General features: G+C 47.7%; 28 protein-coding genes and 2 riboswitches. Of the genes, 3 read left to right on the forward strand and 25 right to left on the reverse strand.

Annotation, left to right across the window (positions count from 1 at the left end; genetic code table 11):
- Nucleotides 1-12 precede the first annotated feature (12 nt).
- The 18 genes from ACW9JV_RS10050 to ACW9JV_RS10135 all read right to left on the reverse strand — a co-directional run bounded on the left by ACW9JV_RS10050 (nt 13) and on the right by ACW9JV_RS10135 (nt 17,646).
- Complete coding sequence (locus ACW9JV_RS10050) at nt 13-1,509, reverse strand: spore germination protein (protein ID WP_457333846.1); 1,497 nt, start codon at nt 1,507-1,509, stop codon at nt 13-15.
- 124 nt (nt 1,510-1,633) lie between these two features.
- Nucleotides 1,634-2,209, reverse strand: coding sequence for a cob(I)yrinic acid a,c-diamide adenosyltransferase (locus tag ACW9JV_RS10055; RefSeq protein WP_457333848.1), 576 nt, complete (start codon nt 2,207-2,209; stop codon nt 1,634-1,636).
- A gap of 24 nt (nt 2,210-2,233) precedes the next feature.
- A complete protein-coding gene (locus tag ACW9JV_RS10060; RefSeq protein WP_457333850.1) occupies nt 2,234-3,550 on the reverse strand; it encodes an ABC transporter ATP-binding protein in 1,317 nt (438 codons plus the stop codon).
- Between the two features lie 4 nt (nt 3,551-3,554).
- Nucleotides 3,555-4,574 (reverse strand): FecCD family ABC transporter permease, encoded by a 1,020-nt coding sequence (locus tag ACW9JV_RS10065; RefSeq protein WP_457333852.1) that lies wholly within the window; start codon nt 4,572-4,574, stop codon nt 3,555-3,557.
- Nucleotides 4,575-4,581: 7 nt separating this feature from the next.
- Nucleotides 4,582-5,580: an ABC transporter substrate-binding protein gene (locus ACW9JV_RS10070; RefSeq protein WP_457333854.1), complete on the reverse strand. Its 999-nt coding sequence runs from the start codon at nt 5,578-5,580 to the stop codon at nt 4,582-4,584.
- A 130-nt stretch (nt 5,581-5,710) separates the two neighbouring features.
- Nucleotides 5,711-5,890: riboswitch (cobalamin riboswitch) on the reverse strand.
- 60 nt (nt 5,891-5,950) lie between these two features.
- The gene (locus tag ACW9JV_RS10075) at nt 5,951-6,688 is read right to left on the reverse strand and encodes a class I SAM-dependent DNA methyltransferase (RefSeq protein ID WP_457333856.1); all 738 of its coding nucleotides are present in this window, start codon (nt 6,686-6,688) and stop codon (nt 5,951-5,953) included.
- A gap of 2 nt (nt 6,689-6,690) precedes the next feature.
- Nucleotides 6,691-8,475: an ATP-binding protein gene (locus ACW9JV_RS10080; RefSeq protein WP_457333858.1), complete on the reverse strand. Its 1,785-nt coding sequence runs from the start codon at nt 8,473-8,475 to the stop codon at nt 6,691-6,693.
- Complete coding sequence (locus ACW9JV_RS10085) at nt 8,472-9,191, reverse strand: response regulator transcription factor (RefSeq protein WP_457333860.1); 720 nt, start codon at nt 9,189-9,191, stop codon at nt 8,472-8,474. The genes ACW9JV_RS10080 and ACW9JV_RS10085 overlap by 4 nt, the downstream gene beginning before the upstream one ends.
- Nucleotides 9,192-9,256: 65 nt before the next feature.
- Nucleotides 9,257-10,444, reverse strand: coding sequence for a c-type cytochrome biogenesis protein CcsB (gene ccsB, locus ACW9JV_RS10090; RefSeq protein WP_457334698.1), 1,188 nt, complete (start codon nt 10,442-10,444; stop codon nt 9,257-9,259).
- The gene (gene resB / locus ACW9JV_RS10095; protein ID WP_457333862.1) at nt 10,431-12,095 is read right to left on the reverse strand and encodes a cytochrome c biogenesis protein ResB; all 1,665 of its coding nucleotides are present in this window, start codon (nt 12,093-12,095) and stop codon (nt 10,431-10,433) included. Before resB ends, ccsB begins: the two co-directional genes overlap by 14 nt.
- A gap of 94 nt (nt 12,096-12,189) precedes the next feature.
- Nucleotides 12,190-12,912: a pseudouridine synthase gene (locus ACW9JV_RS10100; protein WP_457333864.1), complete on the reverse strand. Its 723-nt coding sequence runs from the start codon at nt 12,910-12,912 to the stop codon at nt 12,190-12,192.
- A gap of 111 nt (nt 12,913-13,023) precedes the next feature.
- The gene (locus ACW9JV_RS10105; RefSeq protein WP_457333866.1) at nt 13,024-13,554 is read right to left on the reverse strand and encodes a spore maturation protein; all 531 of its coding nucleotides are present in this window, start codon (nt 13,552-13,554) and stop codon (nt 13,024-13,026) included.
- On the reverse strand, nt 13,551-14,150 hold the full coding sequence (locus ACW9JV_RS10110; RefSeq protein WP_457333868.1) for a nucleoside recognition domain-containing protein: 600 nt from the start codon (nt 14,148-14,150) through the stop codon (nt 13,551-13,553). Before ACW9JV_RS10110 ends, ACW9JV_RS10105 begins: the two co-directional genes overlap by 4 nt.
- A 2-nt stretch (nt 14,151-14,152) precedes the next feature.
- A complete protein-coding gene (locus tag ACW9JV_RS10115) occupies nt 14,153-15,277 on the reverse strand; it encodes a D-alanyl-D-alanine carboxypeptidase family protein (RefSeq protein WP_457333870.1) in 1,125 nt (374 codons plus the stop codon).
- Nucleotides 15,278-15,365: 88 nt separating this feature from the next.
- Nucleotides 15,366-15,716 (reverse strand): stage V sporulation protein AE, encoded by a 351-nt coding sequence (spoVAE, locus tag ACW9JV_RS10120; protein WP_457334700.1) that lies wholly within the window; start codon nt 15,714-15,716, stop codon nt 15,366-15,368.
- Nucleotides 15,713-16,735 carry a stage V sporulation protein AD gene (gene spoVAD / locus ACW9JV_RS10125; protein ID WP_457333872.1) on the reverse strand — a complete coding sequence of 341 codons (1,023 nt, stop codon included), beginning with the start codon at nt 16,733-16,735 and terminating at the stop codon, nt 15,713-15,715. Before spoVAD ends, spoVAE begins: the two co-directional genes overlap by 4 nt.
- Nucleotides 16,732-17,208, reverse strand: a complete 477-nt coding sequence (gene spoVAC / locus ACW9JV_RS10130) for a stage V sporulation protein AC (protein WP_457333874.1) — start codon at nt 17,206-17,208, stop codon at nt 16,732-16,734. The genes spoVAD and spoVAC overlap by 4 nt, the downstream gene beginning before the upstream one ends.
- A gap of 12 nt (nt 17,209-17,220) precedes the next feature.
- Complete coding sequence (locus ACW9JV_RS10135) at nt 17,221-17,646, reverse strand: hypothetical protein (RefSeq protein WP_457333876.1); 426 nt, start codon at nt 17,644-17,646, stop codon at nt 17,221-17,223.
- A gap of 108 nt (nt 17,647-17,754) precedes the next feature.
- On the opposite strand from ACW9JV_RS10135, the gene ACW9JV_RS10140 reads away from it, so the two are divergent.
- Both ACW9JV_RS10140 and ACW9JV_RS10145 read left to right on the forward strand, forming a co-directional pair.
- Nucleotides 17,755-18,276 (forward strand): hypothetical protein, encoded by a 522-nt coding sequence (locus ACW9JV_RS10140; protein ID WP_457333878.1) that lies wholly within the window; start codon nt 17,755-17,757, stop codon nt 18,274-18,276.
- 78 nt (nt 18,277-18,354) lie between these two features.
- On the forward strand, nt 18,355-19,056 hold the full coding sequence (locus ACW9JV_RS10145; RefSeq protein ID WP_457333880.1) for a DUF421 domain-containing protein: 702 nt from the start codon (nt 18,355-18,357) through the stop codon (nt 19,054-19,056).
- Here ACW9JV_RS10145 and scpB read toward each other — a convergent pair.
- Both scpB and ACW9JV_RS10155 read right to left on the reverse strand, forming a co-directional pair.
- A complete protein-coding gene (gene scpB / locus ACW9JV_RS10150; RefSeq protein ID WP_457333882.1) occupies nt 19,053-19,628 on the reverse strand; it encodes an SMC-Scp complex subunit ScpB in 576 nt (191 codons plus the stop codon). The two genes, ACW9JV_RS10145 and scpB, sit on opposite strands and share 4 nt — an antisense overlap.
- A complete protein-coding gene (locus tag ACW9JV_RS10155; protein WP_457333884.1) occupies nt 19,621-20,376 on the reverse strand; it encodes a segregation/condensation protein A in 756 nt (251 codons plus the stop codon). The genes scpB and ACW9JV_RS10155 overlap by 8 nt, the downstream gene beginning before the upstream one ends.
- Nucleotides 20,377-20,519: 143 nt before the next feature.
- Between ACW9JV_RS10155 and ACW9JV_RS10160 the strand changes: the two genes are divergently transcribed.
- Nucleotides 20,520-21,029, forward strand: coding sequence for a DUF309 domain-containing protein (locus ACW9JV_RS10160; RefSeq protein WP_457333886.1), 510 nt, complete (start codon nt 20,520-20,522; stop codon nt 21,027-21,029).
- Nucleotides 21,030-21,074: 45 nt separating this feature from the next.
- Here ACW9JV_RS10160 and ACW9JV_RS10165 read toward each other — a convergent pair whose 3' ends face one another.
- The 5 genes from ACW9JV_RS10165 to ribD form a co-directional block, all read right to left on the reverse strand.
- Complete coding sequence (locus ACW9JV_RS10165; protein ID WP_457333888.1) at nt 21,075-21,461, reverse strand: GNAT family N-acetyltransferase; 387 nt, start codon at nt 21,459-21,461, stop codon at nt 21,075-21,077.
- A gap of 239 nt (nt 21,462-21,700) precedes the next feature.
- A complete protein-coding gene (ribH, locus tag ACW9JV_RS10170; RefSeq protein WP_457333890.1) occupies nt 21,701-22,174 on the reverse strand; it encodes a 6,7-dimethyl-8-ribityllumazine synthase in 474 nt (157 codons plus the stop codon).
- 16 nt (nt 22,175-22,190) lie between these two features.
- A complete protein-coding gene (locus tag ACW9JV_RS10175; protein ID WP_457333892.1) occupies nt 22,191-23,399 on the reverse strand; it encodes a bifunctional 3,4-dihydroxy-2-butanone-4-phosphate synthase/GTP cyclohydrolase II in 1,209 nt (402 codons plus the stop codon).
- Between the two features lie 34 nt (nt 23,400-23,433).
- Entirely contained in the window at nt 23,434-24,093 is a 660-nt protein-coding gene (locus ACW9JV_RS10180; protein WP_457333894.1) for a riboflavin synthase, read from the reverse strand.
- Nucleotides 24,093-25,184, reverse strand: coding sequence for a bifunctional diaminohydroxyphosphoribosylaminopyrimidine deaminase/5-amino-6-(5-phosphoribosylamino)uracil reductase RibD (gene ribD, locus ACW9JV_RS10185; RefSeq protein ID WP_457333896.1), 1,092 nt, complete (start codon nt 25,182-25,184; stop codon nt 24,093-24,095). Before ribD ends, ACW9JV_RS10180 begins: the two co-directional genes overlap by 1 nt.
- A 181-nt stretch (nt 25,185-25,365) precedes the next feature.
- Nucleotides 25,366-25,514: riboswitch (FMN riboswitch) on the reverse strand.
- Nucleotides 25,515-25,518 lie beyond the last annotated feature (4 nt).

The following is a 25,518-nucleotide window of genomic DNA, read 5'->3' on the forward strand; positions in this document are numbered from 1 at the left end:
GTCCTTTCTCGTTTATTCATCTATATCTTTTTCCTTTCCGATTTTTTCCGGAGGCAGTTTCCTGCGGTAGGAAGCTCTCGTTTGAAGTGGGCGTTTGTATAACAGGTTAAAAGGCAGACGGATAAACGTATCATTCCAGTCCGCCAACCGCAACGGGAAAAAGGGGGCAAAATACGGACGACCGAGAGATTCCAGGCGGATAAGATGAACGATCACAAATACAAAACTGAGAGCGATGCCTATGCCGCCCATTAATGCCGCTCCGATCAAAAATGGAAACCGGATAATACGCACCGTATTGCCCATTTGATAAACAGGTGCCGTAAAGGATGCAAGTGCCGCCAGCGCAACAACAATTAAAAGTACATTACTTGTCAAGCCTGCCTGAACGGAAGCCTGCCCAATCACAATACCGCCGACAATGCCGATCGTCTGTCCCACCTTGGTGGGCAACCTGGCACCTGCTTCACGGAGCAGTTCAATCGTGAACTCCAGAAACACCGCTTCAATCAACGGCGGAAATGGGATGTTGCTCCTGGAGGCAATCAGTGTGGACAGCAGATCTTTTGGGATCATTTCATAGTGAAAAGTCAGTACCGCAACATAAACCGGTGTCGCAATAATGGAGAATGTAACGGACACGAGCCGCAGTATTCTTACAAATGAAGCTGTGTACCACGGCAGATAATAGTCTTCCAGGGATGTGAAAAATTCCACCAGGGTGGACGGAGCGATAATAGCCTCCGGAGATCCATCACACATAAATACGACCTTACCTTCTGCAAGCGCTGCTGCAGTGCGGTCCGGCCGTTCTGTATTAACAAAGGCGGGAAAGACGGTAAATGAATGATCCTGTATCATCTGAGAAAGAGCATTGGCTCCCAGAACTTCATCGTAGTCCACTTCTTGCAGCCGCTGCAGCATCGTATTCACGTTTTCTTTGTCTGCAATCGATTCTAGATAAAAGAATGAGGTCTTTGTTTTGGATAAACGCCCAATCGTGATTGTTTTCACAATAAAATCTTCGACCGGCAGACGTTTTCTTATTAAATATATATTGGTCTGCATCGTTTCGACAAACGCTTCGCGCGGCCCTACCACACTGAATTCCGTTTCCGGAATGGTAATGCTGCGCTTTACATTCGTAGGTACCGGAAACATAAGCATGTCCTGCTCTGAAAATAGTTTCAGAACAGCTCCGCCGGTAAACAGATTCTCGTTCAGTTCCGAAATATCGTTTGTCTTCTGAATCGTATCAAGATACAAAAGCTGCTCTATATCCTGATAGGACGTCCAAGGCTCCTTTTTTAAAGGCTGCAGCACATCTTTATGAAGGCGTTCCGTGTTAATCAGGTTTTTTACATAATACAGGACCACCGTGCCGAACGGGGTATCCATCTTTTCTTCAACAACATCCCGGCTTTTTTGGGAAATCTGCTGCAGCCACTCTTCCGGATTGCGCGATTCAGGTGAAGCCTTGTATGGACGTTTTCTTCTCAAAAGATGCATTCCGGCTGTCTCTCCCCTTGAATTGTTACCGATTAGTATGATCCTTAAGAAGGACCGCTATACGACAGACCTGAATAGAAGGTATAAAAAAACTCTCCTGTTCAAAAAGGAGAGTCTGGCTGCACTATTCTCTTTTTTCCTCTTCATGGAAAACGACAGCACTTCGTTTATACTCGACATCGGCAATGTCCATCCGGTAATTAATCACCCGAGCTGCTGCAAAAAAGTAATCAGATAATCGGTTGATATATTTGCGGACTTCATCATTAATATTTTCCGTTTTTGCGAGGGTTGTTATCTGTCTCTCCGCTCTTCGTGCAATCGTACGGCAGATATGAAGCTCCGCGGAAGTTGCGGAACCTCCCGGCAGGATAAAACGTTCCAGCGCCGGAGCTTCTTCGGTGTAAACATCCATTCGTTCTTCCAAATGAGTGACAGCATCAGGCCCGATTTTCCATTCCGCGTCTTCTTTTATGGTGGAAAGGTCACTCCCACAGTCGAATAATTCATGTTGAATCCGGATCAGTTCTGCTGCGATATCCGGACACATCGAATCGTCCAGTTCCGCCGCTGCTTTAGCGGTAAATGCGTTTAATTCATCACATGTCCCATATGCTTCAATTCTACTGTCATCTTTATCTCTTGTGCCGCCGACAATCCTCGTTTTTCCCCGATCCCCGCTTCTTGTATACAATTTCATTCTCTGCATCACACCTTTTTGGTTTTATCGATTGATTCCTGCAGCATTACATTCTATTTTGCCCAGGCTGTCACGTACGAGGCGGACACTGCGCTGACGGATATCCTCCTGGGTATTATTAGAAGAACTGTGCTTAGAAACCGCAATGGTTATCGATTCATCAGAAAACGACAGCTTCCGGTTCAAAGCGGCACCTTTTGCTTCTGCTGCAGCCGCCAGAACACCCGCCATTTCTGCTTCGTTTAGGTCAGAATCGATAAACAGCAGTATATGGACTGAAACCCTCCGGCTGGTTTCTTCCGCGTCAGCCCCGCTGTCGCTTTTGACAACGGATGTATACACTTTCATGCAGGTATCCATGTCCTCTTCGACATGTATATCAGCCCCGGCGCCGATAGTCTTTGTCTCATCCATGGAAAGGGGAAAGCTGCGTTCCCAGTTGAACCCCTCTCCGCCGGCAGAAGACAGCGTCTTCCAGTACATAACGGAGGTGACGTACCATTGATCATGTATCACTTTTTTCTGCAGTTCTTCAAGCGGGTGGTGAATGATACCACCTGTAAGATGTTCAGGTTCGAGCATCAACTGCGGCCGTGGCACGGACGGATGGGAAGTCCGGGCCAGTGCAGTACCGTAAACATGCTGGAGCAATTGCCTGTCCAGGACGTTGGAAGGGTGATCCAGCACTTCCTGACGCCCTTCATTCAAAAGCAGAAGTTTGTCACTGTATAAAGCAGCCAGATTTAAATCATGGATTGCCGCAATGACTGTCATCTGCTTATCGGACACCCATTGTTTCAACATGTCGAAAAGATGCACCTGATAAGCGATATCCAGGTGATTCGTCGGTTCGTCCAGCAGCAGGTAATCAGGTTCCTGTGCCATCGCTCTCGCCAGAAATACCCTCTGCTTTTCTCCACCACTTAATTGATCCAGCGTACGCCCGGCTAATTGATCCACATTAGTCTGCCGCATCGCTTCTTCCACGGTTTTCCTGTCTTCACGGCTGCTGCGGCCGAACCAGCCTTTTTGGTACGGATAGCGGCCGAGTTCAACTACTTCGGAGACGGTGTAGGAGAATGTTTCTTCCTCCTGCTGGGGAAGAACCGCCATACGGGTGGCAATCTGTTTTTGTGTCAGCGCATCAAGAAGTGTTCCGTTCAAACGTATCGTTCCTTTTTTGGAACGGAGCTCTCCATACAACATTTTTACAAGGGTTGACTTGCCGCTTCCGTTAGGTCCGATAATGCCGACAAACTCCCCCGGTACTGCATTGAAATGAATATTATGAAGAATCGGAACACCATGATACCCTCCGCTCAGATGTTTCACTTCTAGCATGTTTTCACCTACTTTTCGGGCGCCGTCGTTGATGATAAAGAAGAATGCCGAATACAGGCGCTCCTGCAACAGCCGTAATGACCCCGATAGGAAGTTCCGTTGGAGCAATAACGGTTCTGGCTCCCAGGTCCGTTAAAACAAGAAACCCTGCACCGCTGAGAATGGAAAGGGGAAGCAGCAGGCGGTGGTCCGGTCCGGTCAACAGGCGTACCAGATGAGGCACAACCAGGCCGACAAAACCTATGGTTCCGGACACTGCCACCGCTGCGCCGGTTAAAAGAGACGCTCCGCCAAGTACAATGATTCTGCTTTTCTCCGGATTGACTCCAAGGGTGCGGGCTGTCTCTTCTCCAAAAACGAGGGCGTTCAGTTCACGCACATTCATGAATAAAAGGATGAGGCCGATCAAAAAGAATGGTAACATGAGGCCGGCATATTCCCATCCACGCATGGATACACTTCCCAAAAGCCAGGTGATGATCTGTCTCAGTTCATTTCCGGTTAAAGCAATGATAAGCGACAACAGCGAACCGAGAAAAGAACTGACAATAATGCCTGCCAGAATAATGGTTTCAGTTCTTATCTGCTGTTCAATCCAGCGCACAAACGCAAGAATAAAAAGCAGTGTGATAAACCCTGAAAAGATGCTTACAGCCGGCAGTGTAAACGATCCAAGAAGCGGAATTGTAAATCCGGTGTAAAGGACAAGAACAGCTCCTAACGCCGAACCGGAAGAAACGCCAAGCGTATATGGATCTGCCAGAGGATTTCGCAGCAGTCCCTGAAACGCGGCACCAGCCGCAGCAAGCGAAGCTCCCACAAGAGCAGCAAGAACCACCCTTGGAAGCCTTATATCTGTAATAATCGATACATCAGCGTCAGATATCGAGGCCGGCATGTCCATTCCCAGCACACTCCGCCATAGAATTCCGGCACTGACCGGAAGAGGGATCGAAACACTTCCTGAAGAAATTCCGATTAATATGCTGAAAATCGCAAAACCCCCCCCGATCCCAAGGCTCATCCATGACTTACTCCGCAAAAACATCCGGATACACCAGCTCCGCGAGCTCCTCGGCACCCTCTGTTAAACGCGGTCCGGGACGGCTTAACGTGTCGCTGTTTACATCATGGATTTCTCCGTTTTCGACAGCAGGTACGCTGCTCCACCCGTCACGGTTCTTTATCTGTTCTTCCGGATCTCCTTCTGAAAAACTTCCGTACGTGGTGATGATCACATCCGGGTTCAGTTTAACAGCAGCCTCAGCCGTGTAGGGAATCCATCCTTCTTCCCCTCCTGCGGCATTTTCGGCATGGATCATGTTGAGGATTTCGTTCTGAAACGTATTGCTTCCAGTCGTATAGATATCAGGCGGAGGCTGAATTTCCATCCAGACGGTTTTTTGTTCTTCCTCCGTTATTTCTGAAGCCTGTTTTTCAATATCCTGGACTTCTTCTTTCATTCCTGCAATAACCTCTTCGGCTTCTGTTGAAGCTCCGACAGCCCTTCCTATCATCTCAATCGAATCATACGTTCCTTCAAAAGATGCTGCTTCATTTACAACGAGCACCTTTATACCTGCTTCTTCCAACTGCTGCAGGCCTTCCTGCGACTGCTGAAGAGAAGAAGCATGAGCAAGTACCAGATCAGGTTCCAGAGAAATGATTTTTTCCACGTTAAAATCGATGCCGCCTACTTTTTCTGTTTCCGACGCTTCTTCCGGATAATCAGCGTGATCGGAAACCCCGACAATCTCTTCTTCCAGGCCGAGTGCAAAAGCGATTTCCGTATTGCTCGGTATTAGGCTGACAATTCGTTCCGGCTCTTTTTCAAGTGTTACGGTTTCATCGGAGGCGTCCGTAATTTCAACCGGAAAAGGTCCATTTTCCGAAGTGTCTGCCTCCTGCTCCGATTCCTCACTTCCTTCGCTTTCTTCCTGGTTATCTCCGGTATCTCCCGCAGCACATCCCGTTGTCACAAGACTTAGCAGCAGGCACGCGCCGGACAGAATCTTCTGTTTCAATTCCATACCTCCTTCTTCATTCCCCCTGAACGAAAAAAGCTCTCCCTTTGCTGGAAGGAGAGCGCATGAATAGTTTTTCACAGCACAACAATCATGTTCTGCTTGTGTCATCAGCGGCGGTCCCTTTCCTCGAAGGTATGCACCGTATGAAAAGGCAGGTTTCCTGACTCACATCTACCGCAGACTCCTTCCCGTTCCGAAAAACAGTGGCTCCAGACTGCAGCTTGTCATGTTTACAGTGGCGGGACCGTACCGGATTTTCACCGGTTTCCCTTTATTTCTCCTGAAAGAAATGACCTTTTCACGCTGGTATGCTTTTTTCAGATCTCATTCATTATAAAGGAAACCAGATGAAATATCGAGAGGGGACTGTATTTTATGATGCCGGTCGTTTCCGGCAGATAAAAATCTGACGTGGTGAGGTCTCTTCCGCGTAGGAAGAAGCATCATAATCACCGAATAAATGTTCAATATCAAATCCATTGCGCCGGAGCATCTTCGACAACGTATCGTTGTCATACATTTTTACTCTTTCCCGGTATTCCCTTCTGGATCCTTCTTCTTCTATGGAAATTTTCTTATGGATAAATCCGTCTTCTGTGAAACGCCGCTGGGTTACGGTGATACCATTTTTTTCGGTGGTGTCACAAGGGACCAGATTGGCAGCTGTATAAGCCGGGTTCAAATAATCAAAACAAAACCAGCCGTTTTCTTTTAATGCTTCCGATGCCCGCACCAATACCAGCTCATTTTCGTTATCTTCTATAAAGTAGCCGAAACTGGTAAACAGATTGAAGGCAGCATCATATTCCTGCTTCAGGGAAATGTGGCGGATATCGCCCCGCATGTACTGAACCGAAAGGCCGAACGTTAAATCTACCGCTTTTTTCAGAAGGACAGGAGATAGATCAACAGCAGTGACATGCATTCCTTTGCCGGCCAGATATCTCGCATGCCGACCATTTCCGCAGCAGAGATCTACTGCTTTCATTCCGCTTTCAAGAGGAATGTAACGCATAATATCAGCCAGTTCATCGGCTGCTTTTTCTTCGTCCCGGTGTTCGTAAACTTTAAGATAATCTTCCTGGAAATGTTCTTCAAACCAAGCCTTCACGTTCAATCCTCCTCTCCAGAAGCAGGTAACGTGAACCGAAAACTGGTCCCGTTATCCTTTCTGCTTCGTGCAGAAATATCTCCGTCGTGCGCTTCGACAATGTTTTTAGCGATGGAGAGCCCGAGTCCGGTACCGCCGCTTCCCCGGGTTCTTGCTTTATCCGCCTTATAGAAGCGTTCAAATACGTAAGGCAGGTCCTCTTCCGGTATACCGGCACCGGTATCTTGAATATCAACGCTCATTTTTGCAGCATTTGTCTTCACCACGACATAAACATCACCATTATCCCCGGTATGCCGGATCGCATTATGTATCAGATTCGTCATTACCTGTTCCACACGGTCCGGATCTAAATAAACAAGCTCCCGTTCAATCCGTTTGTCGAGTGTCATATTGACCTCTGCCTCTCTTGCCGGGCCCTGAAACTTCTTAAACACCTTTTCGGCAAAGGAATCAATGTCAACCCACTGTTTGTCGAGCTGAATATGGCCGGCTTCCATCCGTGCCAGATCAAGCAGTTCGTTAACCAACCGCCCCATACGCATTGATTCATCGTAAATAATACGGCCGATTTCCTGTTTTTCCTCTTCACTGGCTGCAATATCATCAACAATTGCTTCGCTGTACCCCTGCAGCATAGAGATCGGCGTCCGAAGTTCATGAGAGACATTCGCGATAAAATCTTTTCTCAATTTATCATGGCGGCGTTCCTCCGTCATGTCACGGATGACAGCGACAACTCCCCGGACAAATTCTTCATCGTAGAGCGGCGTCATTAATACCACATAACTTCTACCCTGTACGTCCATCTCAATCCACTGTTCCTCTTCAAGTGCCACGACTTTCTGAAACAGTTTTTTTACTTCTTTTGGCAGGCGGTCCTGAGGATCAGGCACACCGGTTTCATAGTGGTAAGTCTGCAGGAAATCATGCGCAGGCGGATTCGTAAGAGCGATGGATCCCTTCCGATCCACCGTGATGACGCCATCCGCCATACTTGTCAAAATCCGGCTTAACTGTTCTTTTTCCTGATTGAGTGCCGTGATATTCCGGTTCAGTTCACGTCTCATTTTATTAAAAGCATTACCGAGCTGGCCTATTTCATCATTTGTCATAATCGGTACTTTTGTTTCAAAATCACCTTTGGAAACATTCAGTACAAGCTCCCGCATTTTCCGGAGAGGTGCGGTGATCCGGGACGACAAAAAGAACGCAAATATCGTGGTAAGTATAATGGCTATACCGGCGGATAGAAGGATAATCTGTTTTGTTTCCCCGGTTGTATCTTCAATGATATCCAGAGACTGATACAGATACAGAGACCCTTCTTCTCCCTCATTTGATACAAAGGGCATGCCGACGACAAATATTTCATGATGAATCTGTTCACCGTTTTCCTCAGCCGGGAAGTCGCCATGGGTGATTACGGGTTCCCGTTCGGTCTGAACCTTTGCCAGGCGCTGTTCATTCCGGAACAGAGAAACCGGGAGATTGACCGCGGTATCGTCTTCCGGGTATTCCCACCTGCTTTCATTCTGCATGACGATGACGGATGTGTTATAGGAATCAGCCATATGTTCAATCGTATTCCTTACATTTTCCGGATCATCATATCCTTCCATAAGAGACACGATGACATTGGCATGATTCGTTAACTGCTCTTCCGCCTCCGTAATATGAAAGCGCTCAAAAAACTGGAGCAGGAGCACTGTTAACAAAACCAGCACAGCTGAAACGAGAAGCAGAATCGTCCCCCACAGTTTCCCGACAACACTCCTCCAGATCATTCGTCTGAAGCAGCCTCAAACTTATATCCTACACCCCACACCGTGGAGATCATGTCGGCCGCTTCTTCGGATACTCTGCTTAGTTTTTCCCTGAGCCGCTTTACATGGGTGTCCACCGTCCGCAGATCACCGAAAAAGTCATAATCCCATACATCCTTCAGAAGCTGTTCACGGGAAAAAACTTTATCCGGAACCTGGGCGAGATAAAGAAGCAGTTCATATTCCTTCGGGGTCAGACTTATCACTTCGTCATTGACTGTAACCCTGTGGGCATCATTGTCTATTGTCAAATGCGGGAAAACGAGAACATCTTTTGTCTGAGGCTCAGTCTGCAGAAATTTCGTGGTGGAGGCCCGGCGTAATATAGCTTTCACCCGCAGTACGACTTCCCGCGGGCTGAACGGTTTAACAATATAGTCGTCCGTCCCTACTTCAAAGCCCTGCACCCGGTTGCTTTCCTCGCCTTTTGCAGTCAGCATAATGACAGGTGTTGCCTTCGACTTGCGTAGTTCCCGGCACACTTCCTCCCCGTCCATTCCTGGCAGCATCAAATCCAGCAGTATAACATCATAATCGTTATTAAGCGCTGCATCCAGTGCCTCTTCCCCGTTTTCCGCTTCCTCCACCATGAATTCTTCCCGTTCCAGATACATTTTCAAAAGCCGGCGGATCCGGTCTTCATCATCTACGACAAGCACTTTTGATTCTTTATCCATTATTGTCGTACCTCCTGCAGAACAAATAGTATAGGGCACTGCACCCTTCGGCTGTGCCGGAAACATTACGCATAAGAATGAAGTCCTGCTATTACAAGATTAACAAATACCAGGTTAAACATGATAATAACAAAACCGATCACACACAGCCAGGCGGAAGGTTCTCCCTGCCATCCCCGCGATAAGCGCAGATGCAGATATGCTGCATAGAACAAAAATGTAATTAAGGCCCAGACTTCTTTTGGATCCCAACCCCAGAATCTTGTCCACGCCATCTGCGCCCAAATCATCGCAAAAATCAGACCTCCCAGCGTGAACACGGGAAAACCGATGGCGATGGCCCGGTAGCTGACTTCATCCACCTTATCCGGATTAATGTTTTTCAGCACCGGCTGAAGCGCTCCACCTAGCGGCCGGCGTAAAATGACACGTAACAGGATATAAAGGAGCAGACCGGCTCCAAGCGACCAGATGACGGTATTGGCATCATCACTGCGTATCCAGGCCGGCAGTGTCAGAATAGGTTCGAGAGCGCCCTGTGTCTGCAGTGCTGCCTCGTTCGGACCTAGAAGCGCAGGAAGGTGGTAAACCATTTCAGCTTCTTCTCCATTTTCATTTACATAGTTGAAGACAGCTTCATACTGAAAGAAATTAAAAACATAACGCACCAGGACAAAACTGACGAGACTGACAAGGCTGTACATGATAGTTTCCAGCCAGAACACTTTTTTATCCCGTTTCGTGAAGTCCAGCGTCCTTACCAGATAAACAAGTCCGGCCGCAAACCCTATTGATAATAGACCCTGCCCCAACGCTGTCGTTGTCACATGTATTTTCAGCCAATTGCTCTGGAGTGCCGGTATTAACGGTTCCACTTCTGTCGGAAATACGGAAGCAAAGGCAATAATCAACATGACAATCGGCATGGTAAACATACCAAGCACAGCGGTTTTATAAATCCCGTAAAGAATCAGCAGAGCGATGGTCAGCGCCATGCCGAGAAATGTCGTGTATTCAAACATATTGCTGACCGGGACGTGGCCGGCTGCGATCCATCTGGTAACAAAATATCCTGCCTGCAGTAGAAATCCAATCCATGCTGCAGCATAACCGGCCGTACCAAGCCGGTTTCCTTTAACCTCGCCCTGTTTATCCCGCCATTTCCTGCCTGTCACGCTCACAGCAAAACATACGGTTGCTGCCAGGTAAAGAAAAAAAGCGGCGAACAATAAATTAGAACTAATTTCGACCATCATTGTCATCCCTTCCCTCGGAGGAAGAATCCTCCAACGCTTTCTTGGCCTGCTTGTCCTCTGGAACGTTTAACCCTGTCTTTCCGGAAAGAGATTCGAAATCTTTTTTTAATGAGGCCCAATGTTTATTCGTATGACCGGCAGCCCACAATTCATTTTCGAATCTCCGCAGCCAGATCCGGCGATGCGACCAGTAGGAACCTAGAATAAGACCGATCATGAAAATACTCCCGCCTGCAATTAAAAAGGGCAGTGTCAAATCTTTGCGCACAGTAAGAGCAGTAACATCTTTGGTTTCGACACCTTCAAATGACATTTCGTACGTATTTTCACCAAAAATATCTTCGTTGCTCCGGATGGCCACAAAACTGTACTCCCCTTCATCCGGGTGCTCCGGGGAGAACATCTGAAAGATAAATGCGGGATTATCCGGAATATCAGACGCGGTAGAGGGTTCTCCTTCCTCATTGAACTCAAAGTCCGGAAAATACGATTCAATCACTACCCGGTAGCCGTCATCAAGATTATATTCGCCCTTCGGATCAAACAGGTCAATATCAATAGTTCCGACTGTTTCTCCGCTTTCCCGATTGTTCATCGATAAAGACATCGTGTTTAACTCGTTAAGTTTGTAATCATATTGATAAAGGGAGAAATTATCAAAACGAAGCGGGTGATTCACCTGGATCTCATCGGTTTTCACTTCGGTAAGTTCAGGATCCGTTCCTACTGTGCCGCCGCTGCTTTCATAAAGAACGGCATTCGTCTGGTACGTTTTTACCTGGTCCCCGCCTGCACGCTCGAGAGCCGGAGCGAAGGTTTCATCGTCTTCATCATAGGTTTCTATAAAAAATTCTTCGTTTTCCACATAATACTGCCGTTCCGTTCCCGGCACGGCTTCCGTTTCTCCTTCTCTTACCCACACCATCTCATCCACGTACATCCCGGGAAAGAACCGAAGCATACATCCTGTTAGAAAGAGAATAAGGCCAATATGATTGATGTAGGGACCCCAGCGGGCAAACCGGTTTTTTTCGGCTAGGATACTCTCATTTTCCACACGTACGTTATAACGTTTTCTGCGAAGGTGTTCTTCCGATTTTTTCAGCATGTCAGCCGGGTCTTCTGTTTCACTGATACTGAATAGCCGCTGGCGTTTCAGAAATCCTTCATTCCGTGATACTTTCTGCTTTTTCAGGGCCCTGTATAATGGAACGACGCGGTCCAGACTGGCTACGATGAGAGATATGCCAAGTCCTGCGATCAGCGCCATATACCACCAGGAACCATACAGATTATGAAATCCCAATGTATAATAAATAAGTCCTGCAATGCCGTACTCTTCTTCATAATGCTGAGCTGGATCCACATTCCCGGGTATGTACATTTCCTGTGGAAAAATCGTACCGATGGAAGACGCAATCAGCGTTAAAACAATGATGGTGATTCCCACTTTAACAGAAGAAAAAAAGTTCCATATTTTATCAATGATCGTTTTGTTATAGGTTTGGGACCTTCTGGCCACCCCTTCATAACGCATGTCCACCATTGATGCTTGTTTATCTCTTTCATCCAGCGGTTTACCACAGGATTCGCAGAGATGCGTGCCATAAGGATTCAGATGGCCGCATTCGCATTTCACTTTCTCCATGAAAACACCTCGATCTTCGCGGCTGCCGTGTCGTGCACTCTGTCATCATTATAACGCCGCCGCAGCGGAATGTATAATAAGCGTTTTATGACACTTATGTGACAGCGATCTCCTTCAGTTTTTTCACTTCCACCGGCTTCAGTTTTCTTTTTCCGCCCGGCTGCAGATTTTCAAGCGTCAGCGGACCGTACTTCTCCCTTTTCAGCTTCAGTACCGGATGATCAATGGCTTCCAACATCCGCCGCACCTGATGGTTCCTTCCTTCATGAATGCTGATTTCTATTATTGATGAATTCGTCTTTTTACTGGTTGACTTTATTCTCGCTTTCGCCGGCGCTGTTCTGCCATCTTCAAGTTCAACACCTCTGATTAGTTGATTCAAAGCATCCCTTGAAGGTTTTCCCCTGACTTTGGCGACGTACGTTTTAAATACTTTGTTTTTCGGATGCATCAGCAGATTGGCGAATTCTCCGTCATTGGTCATGAGCAGAAGTCCGGATGTATCATAATCGAGCCTGCCGACCGGAAAAATGCGTTTTGATTCCTCTTCAAAAAAATCCGTTACAACATTACGGTTTTTGTCATCACTGACCGCTGAAATAACCTGTTTCGGTTTATAGAACAGATAATAAACAGGCTCCTCCCGGTCAATCGGTACGTGATCAACTTCCACCGTATCTTTGTGGGGAGTCACTTTGGTGCCGAGTTCTTTCACTACGCTGCCGTTTACTTTCACTCTCCCCTCCTGAATGAATTGTTCCGCTTTTCTCCGGGAAGTAATCCCTGCATTTGCTATAACTTTCTGAAGTCGTTCCATCTATTTCACCTCTTGTTCCATCTTACCCATCTGAACCGCGTTTCACAAGCAAAGGAAATGCACCAAGGGGATTAGAATGAAAAAATCTTCTGCCGGGCAGAAGATTCCTTATTATAAAAATATAAGGCTGACAATGATGACCGATGCTGCAATTCCAGCGGCATCGGCAGCCAATCCTACTTTCAATGCATCTCCGATTCGTTTTACACCCGCTGCCCCGAAATAAATTGTAATAACATAGAGAGTGGTATCAGTACTTCCCTGCATCGTCGAAGCAAGCCGGCCGATAAACGAATCAGGCCCGTGTTCAGCCAGCAGCGAACTCATCATCCCGAGCGCTCCCGTTCCGGAAATCGGCCGTATCATGGCAAGAGGGGCGATTTCAGCTGGCATTCCAATCAGGGACAGCACCGGTGACAGGGCCGTGATAAAGAGCTCCATTGCCCCGGAAGCCCTGAAAACAGAGACAGCGGTTATCATTCCCACCAGATACGGAATTAGCGATACCGCCATCTGAAATCCGTCTTTCCCGCCTTCCACAAAACAGTCGTACGCCGGCACCCGTTTGATAGCTGCATGAATAATGACAGCAAATAAAAGCATCGGTACTACCCAGATAGATACTGTATTCATCCAGCTCATGACAATCCTTTCCCTTTCCGTGTACGCCGGTAATGAAAAAATCGGTCGATGACAAGAGCAGCAGCCGTTGAACAAGCGGTAGCCAGTATTGCAGCTCCAACAATTTCGGCTGGTTCCGACGATCCATAATTCATCCTTATGGCGATCACGGTGGTCGGAATCAGAGTCAGACCTGCCGTATTAAGTGCCATAAACGTAATCATGGAACGGCTGGCTTCGTCTTTATTATCATTCAGTTTTTTCATTTCTTTGACGGCCTTAATGCCCATCGGTGTAGCCGCATTTCCAAGCCCCATCAGATTTGCCGTCATATTAGACAGAATATACCCCATCGCGGGATGGTCTGCGGGAATCTCCGGGAACAGCCTGACTGCCGCCGGCCTGAGCCATTTTGTAAATCGATCAAGCAGCCCGCTCTGCCTGGCAACGTTCATCATACCAAGCCAGAATACCATCACGCTGATCAGTCCGAAACAAAGGGTAACTGCCTCTTCTGCTCCGGTAAACACCGCTTCCGACACATCTTCCATTCTGCCGTTGAACATGGCCGTTGTAATACCGGCTGCCAAAAGAAACATCCAGATATAGTGGACCACGCCTACCGACCTCCAATCAGCATACGAAGGCATTCACCAAAGCTGTGGAACCATCCATCCCCGCTTTCTTTTTCCTGCTCCAGAAGAATCGGCATGCTGTAAATAGACTGCCCGTCCAGCTTCCAGTTCACCCTCCCAACTGCTGATATGCCTGCCGGGTGGTCTTCTTTCTCTGTGAATGCGATGGAGCGGGAGACTTCGTTTTTCTCTTCTTCTGCCAATGGATAGGAAAAGTCCTGAGGCAGAAATAACGTCCCGTTTTCCCGCTTTTCATCCTCCACGATTTCACGCGCTTCTGCCAGCTGGACAAGGTCAAACGTCGAAAATCCCCATTCAAACATGGCGATATGATCGTCCCAATCAGATGGGGCATCCAGCGTAACGGCGATTAACTCCATGTCTTTTTTTTCGGCAGTGGATACAAGCGTCCGTCCTGCTTCACTCGTATATCCGGTTTTTCCTCCTGTGCTGTATTCATAAAGAGAGGTAAGCAGCTTGTTTTTGTTCCGCCAGATTCTTTTTCCTTCGTCCTGCTGTGGGGCTTCGTACCGCGTGAGTCCTGTTATTTCCCTGAACGTTTCTTTCTGCATGGCGTACTTCATTAACAGTCCCATATCATACGCCGTAGAATAATGGCGGCTGCCATCGTCAAGACCATGCGGATTTGTAAACCGGGTATGTTCCATGCCGATGTCACGGGCTTTTTCATTCATCATGTACACAAACCCATCCGTGCTTCCCCCGACAAATTCCGCAACGGCCACCGCCGCATCATTACCGGAACGAAGCATTAAACCTGTCGTTAAATCCTTCAGGCTCATCGATTCCCCCGGCTTCAAGTACAAGGAGGATCCTTCGACACCGGCAGCATTCTCACTGATTTTTGCCGTCTGTTTCCACTTCCCGGACTCCAGTGCCAGTACAGCTGTCATTATTTTCGTTATACTTGCGATATTCCGCTTTTCATGCGCGTTGTCTTCATAAAGGACTCTGCCGCTCTTTTGTTCCATCAGCACGGCTGCTTCTGCGGAAGTATCGACTCCTTCCGTATGTTCTGCCGCTGCCATCATCGGCTGCATGGCAGAGAGCAGAAGCAGGGCGGTAATGATGAACCGTTTCATAGCCATCCCATCTTCCTTGTCCATATCTTACTAGTATATCTATGCCTGTCTTCATCTCTTATGAATAGAGAACAAGAAAGAATGAGCGGATCCATCAGCCTTTTGGTTTAAATACCAGAGCAGCAAGAAAAGAAAAAATGACCGCGGCAGAAATACCAGCGCTCGTTACTTCAAAAATGCCCGTAATCACCCCTATAATGCCGTTTTGTTCCGCTTCAGCCATCGCTCCGTGTACAAGAGCGTTCCCGAAGCTGGTGATCGGTACAGTAGCACCTGCGCCGGCAAAATCAATCAATGGCTCATATAAGCCGATTCCATCAAGCACTGCTCCCGACACCACAAGGGCTGCCATCGTATGAGCAGGCGTTAGTTTTGCTACGTCCATGAGGAGCTGTCCAATCGTACAAATCATACCTCCGACGATGAAGGCCCAGACATACATCATTGCCATTGGTATCCCCCTTTCTGTTCAATGGCTGCTGCATGGGCAATACACGGTATAGACTCATTCTGCTGGTTCGTAAGCGGGCTTAACAAAGCCCCTGTAGCTACGACAAGCACCGAGTTCCATGTCCCGTTTTTTATACGATTAAGAACCGTTCCATAAGTGACAGCCGCGGAACATCCGGAACCACTCGCCCCTGCCTGCACTTGTTGGTCTTCATGATACAGCATGATTCCGCAGTCCATGCACTTATCATCGGTTACCATAATGCCGCGCTGCCGGAGAAGTTCTTTCATCAGTGGAAGACCAACGCGTCCCAGATCACCAGTAATGATACAGTCATAATAGGAAGGATCCCGATCCAAATCAATAAAATGAGCTTCAATCGTGTCTGCCGCTGCCGGTGCCATCGCTGCACCCATATTAAAGGGATCATTCAACCCCCGGTCCACGACTTTTCCAATTGTCGCAGCAGTAACCGCCGCCCCGCTTTCTTTTCTTCCAATAACAGCAGCCCCGGCTGCTGTAGCTGTCCACTGTGCTGTTGGAGGTTTCTGTGCCCCGTATTCGGTTGGATATCGGAACTGTTTTTCAATAGCAGCATTGTGACTGGCCGAACCAGTCAGCACATTATCCGCTTCCCCGTGTTCAATCAAGAGCGATGACAGGGCAAGTCCCTCCATGGATGTGGAGCAGGCCCCGAACAGTCCCAGGTACGGAATACCGAGTGACCGGCAGGCAAAACTGGTTGCCGTCATCTGATTAATGAGATCGCCCGCCAGTACAAACTGAATATCTTCAGGTTTTTTGCTTCCTTTGGCAAGTGCTGTCCAGGATGCTTCCTCCATCAATTTTTTTTGGGCGTTTTCAAAAGACGATTCTCCCATCCATATATCATCAAAAAGGTGATCAAAATCCCGCGCCAGGTTTCCCCGGGCTTCAAATGGTCCGCCGACGACACCGGTTGTTTCAATAATGGGTTGTCCTGGAAACTCCCACGTACGGCTGCCCTGGATCATAATGAACCCCCCGTGACCTGTATCCAGATTGTTTTGATGAGAGCAATAAGAAATGCTGCCACCGTTCCGAAGACAATAACAGAACCGGCAAGTTTGAACATATTGGCTCCGACACCCAGCACAAGGCCCTCCGTCCGGTATTCAATGGCCGCACTGGCCATCGAATTTGCAAATCCTGTTACCGGGACCGCCGTTCCGGCCCCGGCAAATTGAGACATCTTGTCATATACACCGAAACCTGTCAGAAGCACCGCCAATAAGATCAAAACAGCAAGAGTCGGATCACCAGAGGTCTGTTCGTTGAAATTAAAAAAATGAATAAAAAAGGAGCGTATTCCCTGCCCGAATGCGCAGACCCCCCCTCCAATCAGAAAGGCTTTCAGGCAATTGGCTGCCACCGGGACAGAAGGTTCCGCCTGCTGTGCGAATTTCTGATAGGTTTGATTTTGGTTCGTCTCTGATTTGTCACTCATGAAGAACACCATTTATCCTTTCATATGATCTTCAATACCGGTCAGTCTTTTTTTACGTTTTTTGCCCGGAAGAGGCTCCTTTTTCATATCTTCCTTGAATTTGTTTAATTCGAGCCACACTTTGTAATCAGTAGAAAAGTGTACGTCTGTATCCGGATAATGTTTCTTGAGGAGAGAATGTCCCTTTTTGCGGACGTTCTCAAGACGCAGCCTTGACCACTGATTAACTGTTACTGCAGCGAAAAGACTATCCTCTTCCCATACTGCGGCTGCAGATGACACTTCATCCATGTCTTCAAGCAGCTCTTCTGATTCATTTTTTACATAACCGGTGTTGGTCAGCGAAGCATCTTCTTTTTCCCCGCACCCTGCAGAACATAATATAAGTACAAGGATAGGAAAAGTCAGCTTCATGACGTTGTGAACTGGCTTTTTCATTTTTCCCTTCCTTCCGTTGCATCCTGCCTTTATAGTATGGAATAGGAGATTTATTTTTATGTATGGCGGACTTGAATAAGAAGGAAATGAAGAATGGAGGGTCATGAATTGGAGCCGGTCATAGTACTGCTGCTATCATTTCTGTCAGCCTGCGCATTCCTGTTTTTGTTCGTACAATGGGGAAAAATCAGGAACCTGTACCGCAGGCAGCAGGAAATGACAGAAAAACTCAACAAATTGGAAAAGATTTTTGAAGAAAAGGAAAGAAATCAGGAAAAGGAAGAAGTTCGTCATCATATACACATGAAAGCACTGGACGTCCGGGACACGGTGTATAAACAGACGAAATCCCCGCACCCACAGGCGGTTCACCATACTGTGGAAAACCCTGGTTATTCCTTGATTTATCTGCAGGAGTTATTCGGGCCCGAGCGTGCCGGGGCAATGATGCAGTTTTTTCAGTCCTATCAAACGTATGTAGAAACGTACTGGAAAACCGAAAACGGCCGGGTCCGTACTGTTTTTCGAAAGGATTCCTCGGGGAAAGGACATGATGAATTTGAATATATCCGTCTTGCATCAAGCAGACTTCTGCGGGAAATGGATGAACTGCTCCTCCACTTTCAGTAAGAAAAGGGGTATTTTTATGTTCTACAGGGTACGCTAAGCGTGTGAATGTTATAAGCACATATATAACAGGAGGACGCCATGCAGGCCCAATTCTTGCAGCTTACGATAGAATTGTCGATCGGCTTCTTTGCACTATTGGTGATCACGAAAATACTCGGCAAAACACAGATCAATCAATTAACTCCGTTTGACTTCATCTCTTCGATTGTTATGGGGGAATTGGTCGGCAACGCAATATACGATGATGAAATCGGGCTTCATTATATTTTATACGCCGTCATCCTGTGGGCTGTACTCGTCAGTATCGTGGAGATGATCACCCAAAAGAAGAAAGAAACCCGCAGCCTGCTGGAAGGGAAACCGGCTATCGTTATCCGGGAAGGGAAGCTGGACTATGAAGTACTCCGTAAAAACAAACTTGATCTGAATCAATTGCAGCATCTGCTGCGGGATAAAGATGTATTTTCCATGCAGGATGTTCATTACGCCATTCTTGAAGCGAATGGCAGTGTTAGCGTTCTTAAGAAGCCGCACGCCTCGTCCTTATTGAAACCAGATCTTCTTCCCGATCCCGGCCCTCCCCCGAGCCTGCCTCTTGCCGTCATTCTGGACGGGGAATGGGTGGAAGACAATATTACAGAATCGAATCTTTCCAAACATGATATTATACAGCATCTTCAGTCTCAGAATATACCGGACATGAACCGGGTTCTCTATGCAGAATGGAATGGACAGTTCCCCCTTTATATCGACACATACGGGGATCCGGATTCTTCTTAATCATTTTCATCCAATTCCTTAAAAAACAAGTCGGCCTCCTCCGCTTCTTGTTCCTCCGTCGCCTCCTGGAGGGCCGGCAGTTCCTCCAGGGAAGAAATATTAAAATGCTCCAGAAATCGTTCCGTCGTTTTATAAATAATAGGGCGTCCTGGAGCCTGCGCCCGTCCGCCTTCCTTTATCAGGGCTTTATGTACAAGGGTCTGGACGGCTCTTTCTGATTTCACTCCGCGGATATCATCTATTTCGATTCGTGTAATCGGCTGATTATAGGCGATGATGGCCAGTGTCTCAAGTGCGGCCTGGGACAGTTTTGCCTGCCGCGGCCCTTCCGCCAGCTTTTCTATATAAGGAGCAATCTTTTCTGCCGTTACAAGTTGAAACCGGCTGTCAAAACGTTTTACCTGAAGCCCCGGCACAACCTCTTCTGTGGACCGCTGTAAAAGGGTGAGCTGCTCTTCGGCTTCTTTTTCCGGCAGATCCAGCACCCTTGCGGCATCCTGAACCTCTAGTCCTTCATCCCCGCACACATACAGCAGCCCCTGCAGAATATGCTGGTACTCTTCTTCATTCACGGGCAAGCTCCTCCTCTGTCTGGTACACCATAATTTCTTCGAAGTTTCCGTCCTGCACACAGGTGATCTTCCGGTGTTTCATCAATTCCAGAACAGCAAGAAATGACACAACCATGTGCGACCGTTCTCCGGAAGGGAACAATTCGATAAACGGACTTCCCCCCTGCTGTTCATTCAAAAAGGATAGAATTGTCGACATCCTGTCCTCAATCGTGATTTCCTCTCCGGTGATTTTCGTTTCTTTCGTAACGTTATAACGGACACGTTCCTTGAGTTTTTGATACGCATCCAGCATATCAAACAGCGAAAGCTCCTCCGGTACCGCAGCAGCATGCTTCTCCTGTATCACATCGTCATCCATGGAAGACCCTTTCGCATAACTGCCGGATCCTTCCTGTTCTTTTTCCCGCAGTTCCGCAGCCGCCTCTTTATATTTTTTATACTCCACAAGCCGGCTCATCAGCTCCTGCCTGGGATCTTCCTCTTCCATAAAATCGTCCTCTTCCGGATCATCTGCCCCGGGAAGAAGCATCTGGCTTTTGATTTCTAGAAGAGCAGCGGCCATTACCAAGTATTCGCTTGCAATATCGAGCTCCAGTTCCTGCATTGTCTGAACGTAACGCAGATACTGTTCGGTTATCTCCGCTACTGGTATGTTATATATGTCCACTTCGGCCTGCTGAATTAAATGAAGCAGCAGATCAAGCGGCCCCTGAAATGTATCGATCTGAACACTATATCGTTCCATGAACTGAATCCTCTCCCGCCATACTACGGTAAATTATATCATATCCCTTCTTTCTCAGGCATTACGACTTTCGAATGAAGAAAAAGCTGAACGTATGTTACAATATTCAAACATTCTGTTTCAAAAAAGAAAGCAGGGAAACGATGTATCTGGACGCCTACATTCAATTCCTCGTACAATTTCACGCCTCCCGTGACTATTTCGAATGCCACGAAATTCTGGAGGATTACTGGAAAGAACATGACCCCGGAAATCGCAGCAGTGTCTGGGTTGGGTTAATCCAGACCGCAGTGGGGCTGTACCATCACCGCCGCAGCAACCGGCGCGGGGCCGAAAAAATATGGAAAAGCGCCCGCAGCATTCTTGCTGAAAACACAAAACAGCTGCACGAACTCGCTCTCGATGCCCACACTCTCCAGCAGCAGCTTGACGAAGCCGTTCTCAACGTGCAGCATGACGGACCTTTTCATGATATAAATCTTCCTCTCACTGATCCTGCTCTTATTCAGCACTGTAAACAGGAATGCAGGAGACTTTCTCTGGAATGGCAGCAGTCCAGCGATACGAGCAATCACCAGTTGGTGCACCGCCACATTTTACGGCATCGAACACAAGATCCCGCCGAACGCCTGCGCCGGAAACGCGGTAAATAAATAGGCTGTTCCGGACTTTCATCCGGAACAGCCTTGTGCTTTGCATCATCCACTTGCTTCTTCCGTTTTTTCATTATTCCCGGATTCTTTTTCTTCGCAACAGCCGAGGAATTCCTCTGTTTCTTCACAACCAGTGAGGTTTCCTTCCAGACGGTCCTTCATGGTTAACACCATTTTCCTTCCTATCCCCTCTTCACGATAGGAAGGATTGACACATATATGCTTTAATTGGGCGGAACCATTATCATGAAAATAGAGCCCCATCACTCCGACAATATCTTCCTGTTCCTTCCATAAATAGAGCTGCCAATTTTCCTCGTTCTCGTAGTAATTCATGGTTTCCTGAAGCTTCTTGACTTCTTTTTCTTCCGGCATATAAGAGAGCAGCCCCATGGCAATCTTTTTATACGCAGACTTGAACTTGATAAACATTGACATCATCCCTTATTAGAGAGAGTATGTTTCTTCTCTCATTATACTTCATCTTCCTCGTTTGAAAAGAGAGGATTTCAGGGTAATTTCGTCAGCTGAATCCGTCATGTTTCAGCATATTCTATGCATCATGATTCGTAACTTCCGCCCAATGTAACATAACAGCCGGTCTTAAACCAGTCTCTTTTCAAAGAGAAAACATGGCGGATATCCACCATGCTTTTCATTCCGGTCTTAGTTTACCCTCTTTGAAAATTTTTATCAAGGTTGGCCATTTCGACGGCGGATACTGCAGCCTCCGCTCCTTTGTTTCCAGCTTTTGTGCCGGCTCGTTCAACCGCCTGTTCAATTGTATTGGTGGTCAGCACTCCGAAAATGACTGGGAGATCATAGTCCAGGGATACCCGGCTTACCCCTTTTGCCGCTTCGGAACAGACGTAATCAAAATGGGGGGTCGACCCTTTGATCACTGTACCGAGTGTTATAACGGCGTCATATTTTTCAGTTTCTGCCATTTTCTGAGCGGCAAATGGAATTTCAAAAGCACCTGGAACCCAGGCGGTATCAACATTTTCTTCCGGAGTACCATGTCTTTTCAGAGCATCTTTTGCTCCGTCCAGAAGTTTTTGTGTAATAAAGTCATTAAACCGCCCAACCACAATGCCGATTGTCAGATTCGTACCTACTACATTTCCTTCATATACCTGGCCCAATTTTGTCTCTCCTTTATTAAAAGTGGAGCATATGCCCCAGTTTGGAATACTTCGTACGCATATATTTCTCGTTATCCTTGTTGTACGGCAGCTGCAGGGCAACTCTTTCCACCACTTCAAGCCCGTACCCTTTCAATCCGGTTATTTTCCGGGGGTTATTTGTCAGCAGACGCATTTGGGAAATGCCGAGATCACGCAGAATCTGTGCCCCGATTCCATAATCCCGCAGATCCGGTTTGAAACCGAGCTTCTCATTGGCCTCCACCGTATCATACCCTTCTTCCTGGAGCTGATAAGCTTTCATTTTGTTAATCAGACCGATCCCTCTGCCTTCCTGGCGCATATAAAGCAGCACCCCTCTGCCTTCCTTTTCAATCTGCTGCAGAGCCGCCTGCAGCTGCGGCCCGCAGTCGCACCGATGGGATCCAAAAACATCTCCGGTCAGGCATTCCGAATGCACCCGCACCAATGTCGGTTCACCCGGGATAAGCTGTCCCTTAATGAGAGCAACACTCTCTTTCTCATCCACCACCGATGTATAACCGATGGCACGAAAGTCTCCAAAATCGGTGGGCAGTTTAATGTCTGCTTCTTTTTTCACCAGTTTATCTTTTTTATGCCGGTACTGAATTAGATCTTTGATTGTAATCATCTTCAGCTCATGCTCATCGGCGATTTCACGAAGATCCGGCACCCTTGCCATTTCACCATCATCTTTTATTACTTCACAAATAACGCCAGCAGGTTCAGAACCCGATAACCTTGCCAGATCCACTGCAGCTTCCGTGTGGCCGGCACGGCGCAGGACACCACCGTTTTTGGCAATAAGCGGGAACACATGACCCGGACGTTTAAAATGACGACTTCTGCTTTGCGGATCGAGCAGCTCACGGATCGTTTGCGCGCGCTCGCCGGCAGAAATGCCTGTTGTGGTTGACTCATGGTCCACACTGACTGTGAATGCCGTTCCATGCGGGTCTGTATTCTGATCGACCATAGGCTGCAGTTCCAGTTCATGGGCCCGGTCTTCGGTAATAGGCGTACATACCAGTCCTCTTCCATACGTGATCATAAAATTAATGGATTCTGTACTGATCTGATCAGCAAGCGCGACAAAATCTCCTTCGTTTTCACGGTCTTCGTCATCACAGACGATGACAGTCCTGCCCTGCATTAATTCGTATATCGCTTCTTCAATAGGATCAAATAGTTTTTCTTCTGCCATCACATTCACCCTCTTTCGTACTGCCTATCCTGTTTTAGAATGACATAAATCCATTGTCTTTCAATTTTTGTTCATCCACTCCGTCCGCTTTACCGGTAAACCGGGCTGAAAGCAGACGTTCTGTATACTTCATCAGCATATCTGCTTCAATATTGACAGGGTCCCCTATATGTTTATCACTTATTGTTGTTTCCTGCCACGTATGAGGGATAAGTGAGAGAGTGATGGTCTCATCTGCATCCTTCACCTTAAAAATTGTCAGGCTGATGCCGTCCACAGCCACCGAACCTTTTTCACTCATATAAGGAAGTAAATAGGCAGGAAGAGATACATCGATATAATACGCATTTTCATAAGGTGTAACGGCTGCGATCGTACCGGCATCATCCACGTGGCCGCTCACAAAATGTCCGCCGAACCTTCCCGAGGGCGGCATGGCCCGTTCCACGTTTACACGGCTTCCTTCTTCAAGTACTTTCAGACTGGTCGCATACATTGTTTCAGGCATGACGTCGACGGTAAACGCATCTTCTTTAAAAGATGTCACCGTCAGACAGACACCGTTTACCGAAATACTGTCCCCCGTTTTTATATCAGTGGATATGCCCGGAGTATGCAGCGTAAGCACCATCGTATCCGCTGTTTTCCTGATACTTCGGACAGCAGCTGTTTCTTCAACAATACCCGTAAACATTAATCCTCCTCCTTTCGAACCGCTGTTACTTTTATATCCCCATCCAGATGATCCACCGAGCGGATCACCAGTCCAGGTGTATCTTTCAGGGTTGCAATACCGGTTCCGCCGGCAGCTGTCGGCGCCGAACGGCCGCCTATGAGCATAGGAGCTGTGTAGGAGACATATTCCTGAAACTGTTTCTCTTCCAGAAACGTTCCATGAACCTCCGCTCCTCCTTCCACAAAAACAGAGAGAATATTTTCGTTCCCGAGAACAGTCAGAACTTCCTTTACCGATACATACGAGGTGGTGGTCTGATGAATGACCGCTCCTGCTTTCTGCAGCTCACGCTTTTTTTCGGAAGGGGCGTTGCATGCGCAGAAAATCCACACCGGCGCCTCATTATCCTGCAGCATCGCCGCACCGCAGGGCATCTGCAGTTGATTGTCCAGCACAACACGGAGCGGCTGGACCGCGCCGTTAATGGGTCTTGCTGTCAAAGAAGGATCATCGTGAAGTACGGTTCCAATCCCGGCGAGAATGGCGTCATGCTCATGACGGAGACGATGACTGTCTTCCCTCGATGCTTCACCTGTGATCCATTGACTTTCCCCGCTCGCAGCAGCCGTTTTGCCGTCCAGTGAAACAGCGGTCTTCAGCGTGACATACGGGAGGCCTGTTTTCATATGGTGGGTAAAATAGCGGTTCAGCCAATCCGCACGATCTTTTCCGATCCCGATGTTCACCTCTACTCCGGCTTCCTGTAGTCTGCCGGCACCGGTTCCGCCCACCTCTGGATTGGAATCAAGTGTGGCAATGACAACCCGGCGGATGCGGCTTTCTATCACCGACTCCACACAGGGAGGAGTTTTTCCGGTATGGGAACACGGTTCAAGGGTTACATACATCGTCCCTCCTTCAGCGTCGGATCCGGCTTGTCTGAGCGCATGAATTTCGGCATGTGCCTCTCCTGCTTTTAAATGAGCTCCCACTCCGGACAGACGACCGTTTTTTACAACGACAGCCCCGACAGATGGATTCGGCGATGTCTGACCTTTCGTGCTTTCCGCCAGTTGAAGAGCAAGATCCATATATTCTTCGTCCGTCATTTTCGACTTCCTCTTTTCCTGATAATAAATACAAAAAACCCTGAAAACGGTATACGTCTCCAGGGTGGTAAAACATACGGAAATAAGCTTTGTTCATACACAACCATTCAATGACCGGACTGCTCCGCTTTTTTGGACATAAAAAACATGCGCTTCCGGTTATTTTCCGGCTTTGAACACGGCTTTTCTTCTCCCATCCAGACTATCACTGTCGGCTCCGGACTTTCACCGGATCCACCGCAGAAGCTCTGCCTCTGCGGGTCGCGGACTCAAAAAGCATTAAGCTCTATCACCGCCGGCTGGGAATTTCACCCGACCCCGAAGTGGTTACAAT

Source organism: Salibacterium sp. K-3 (assembly GCF_054052005.1).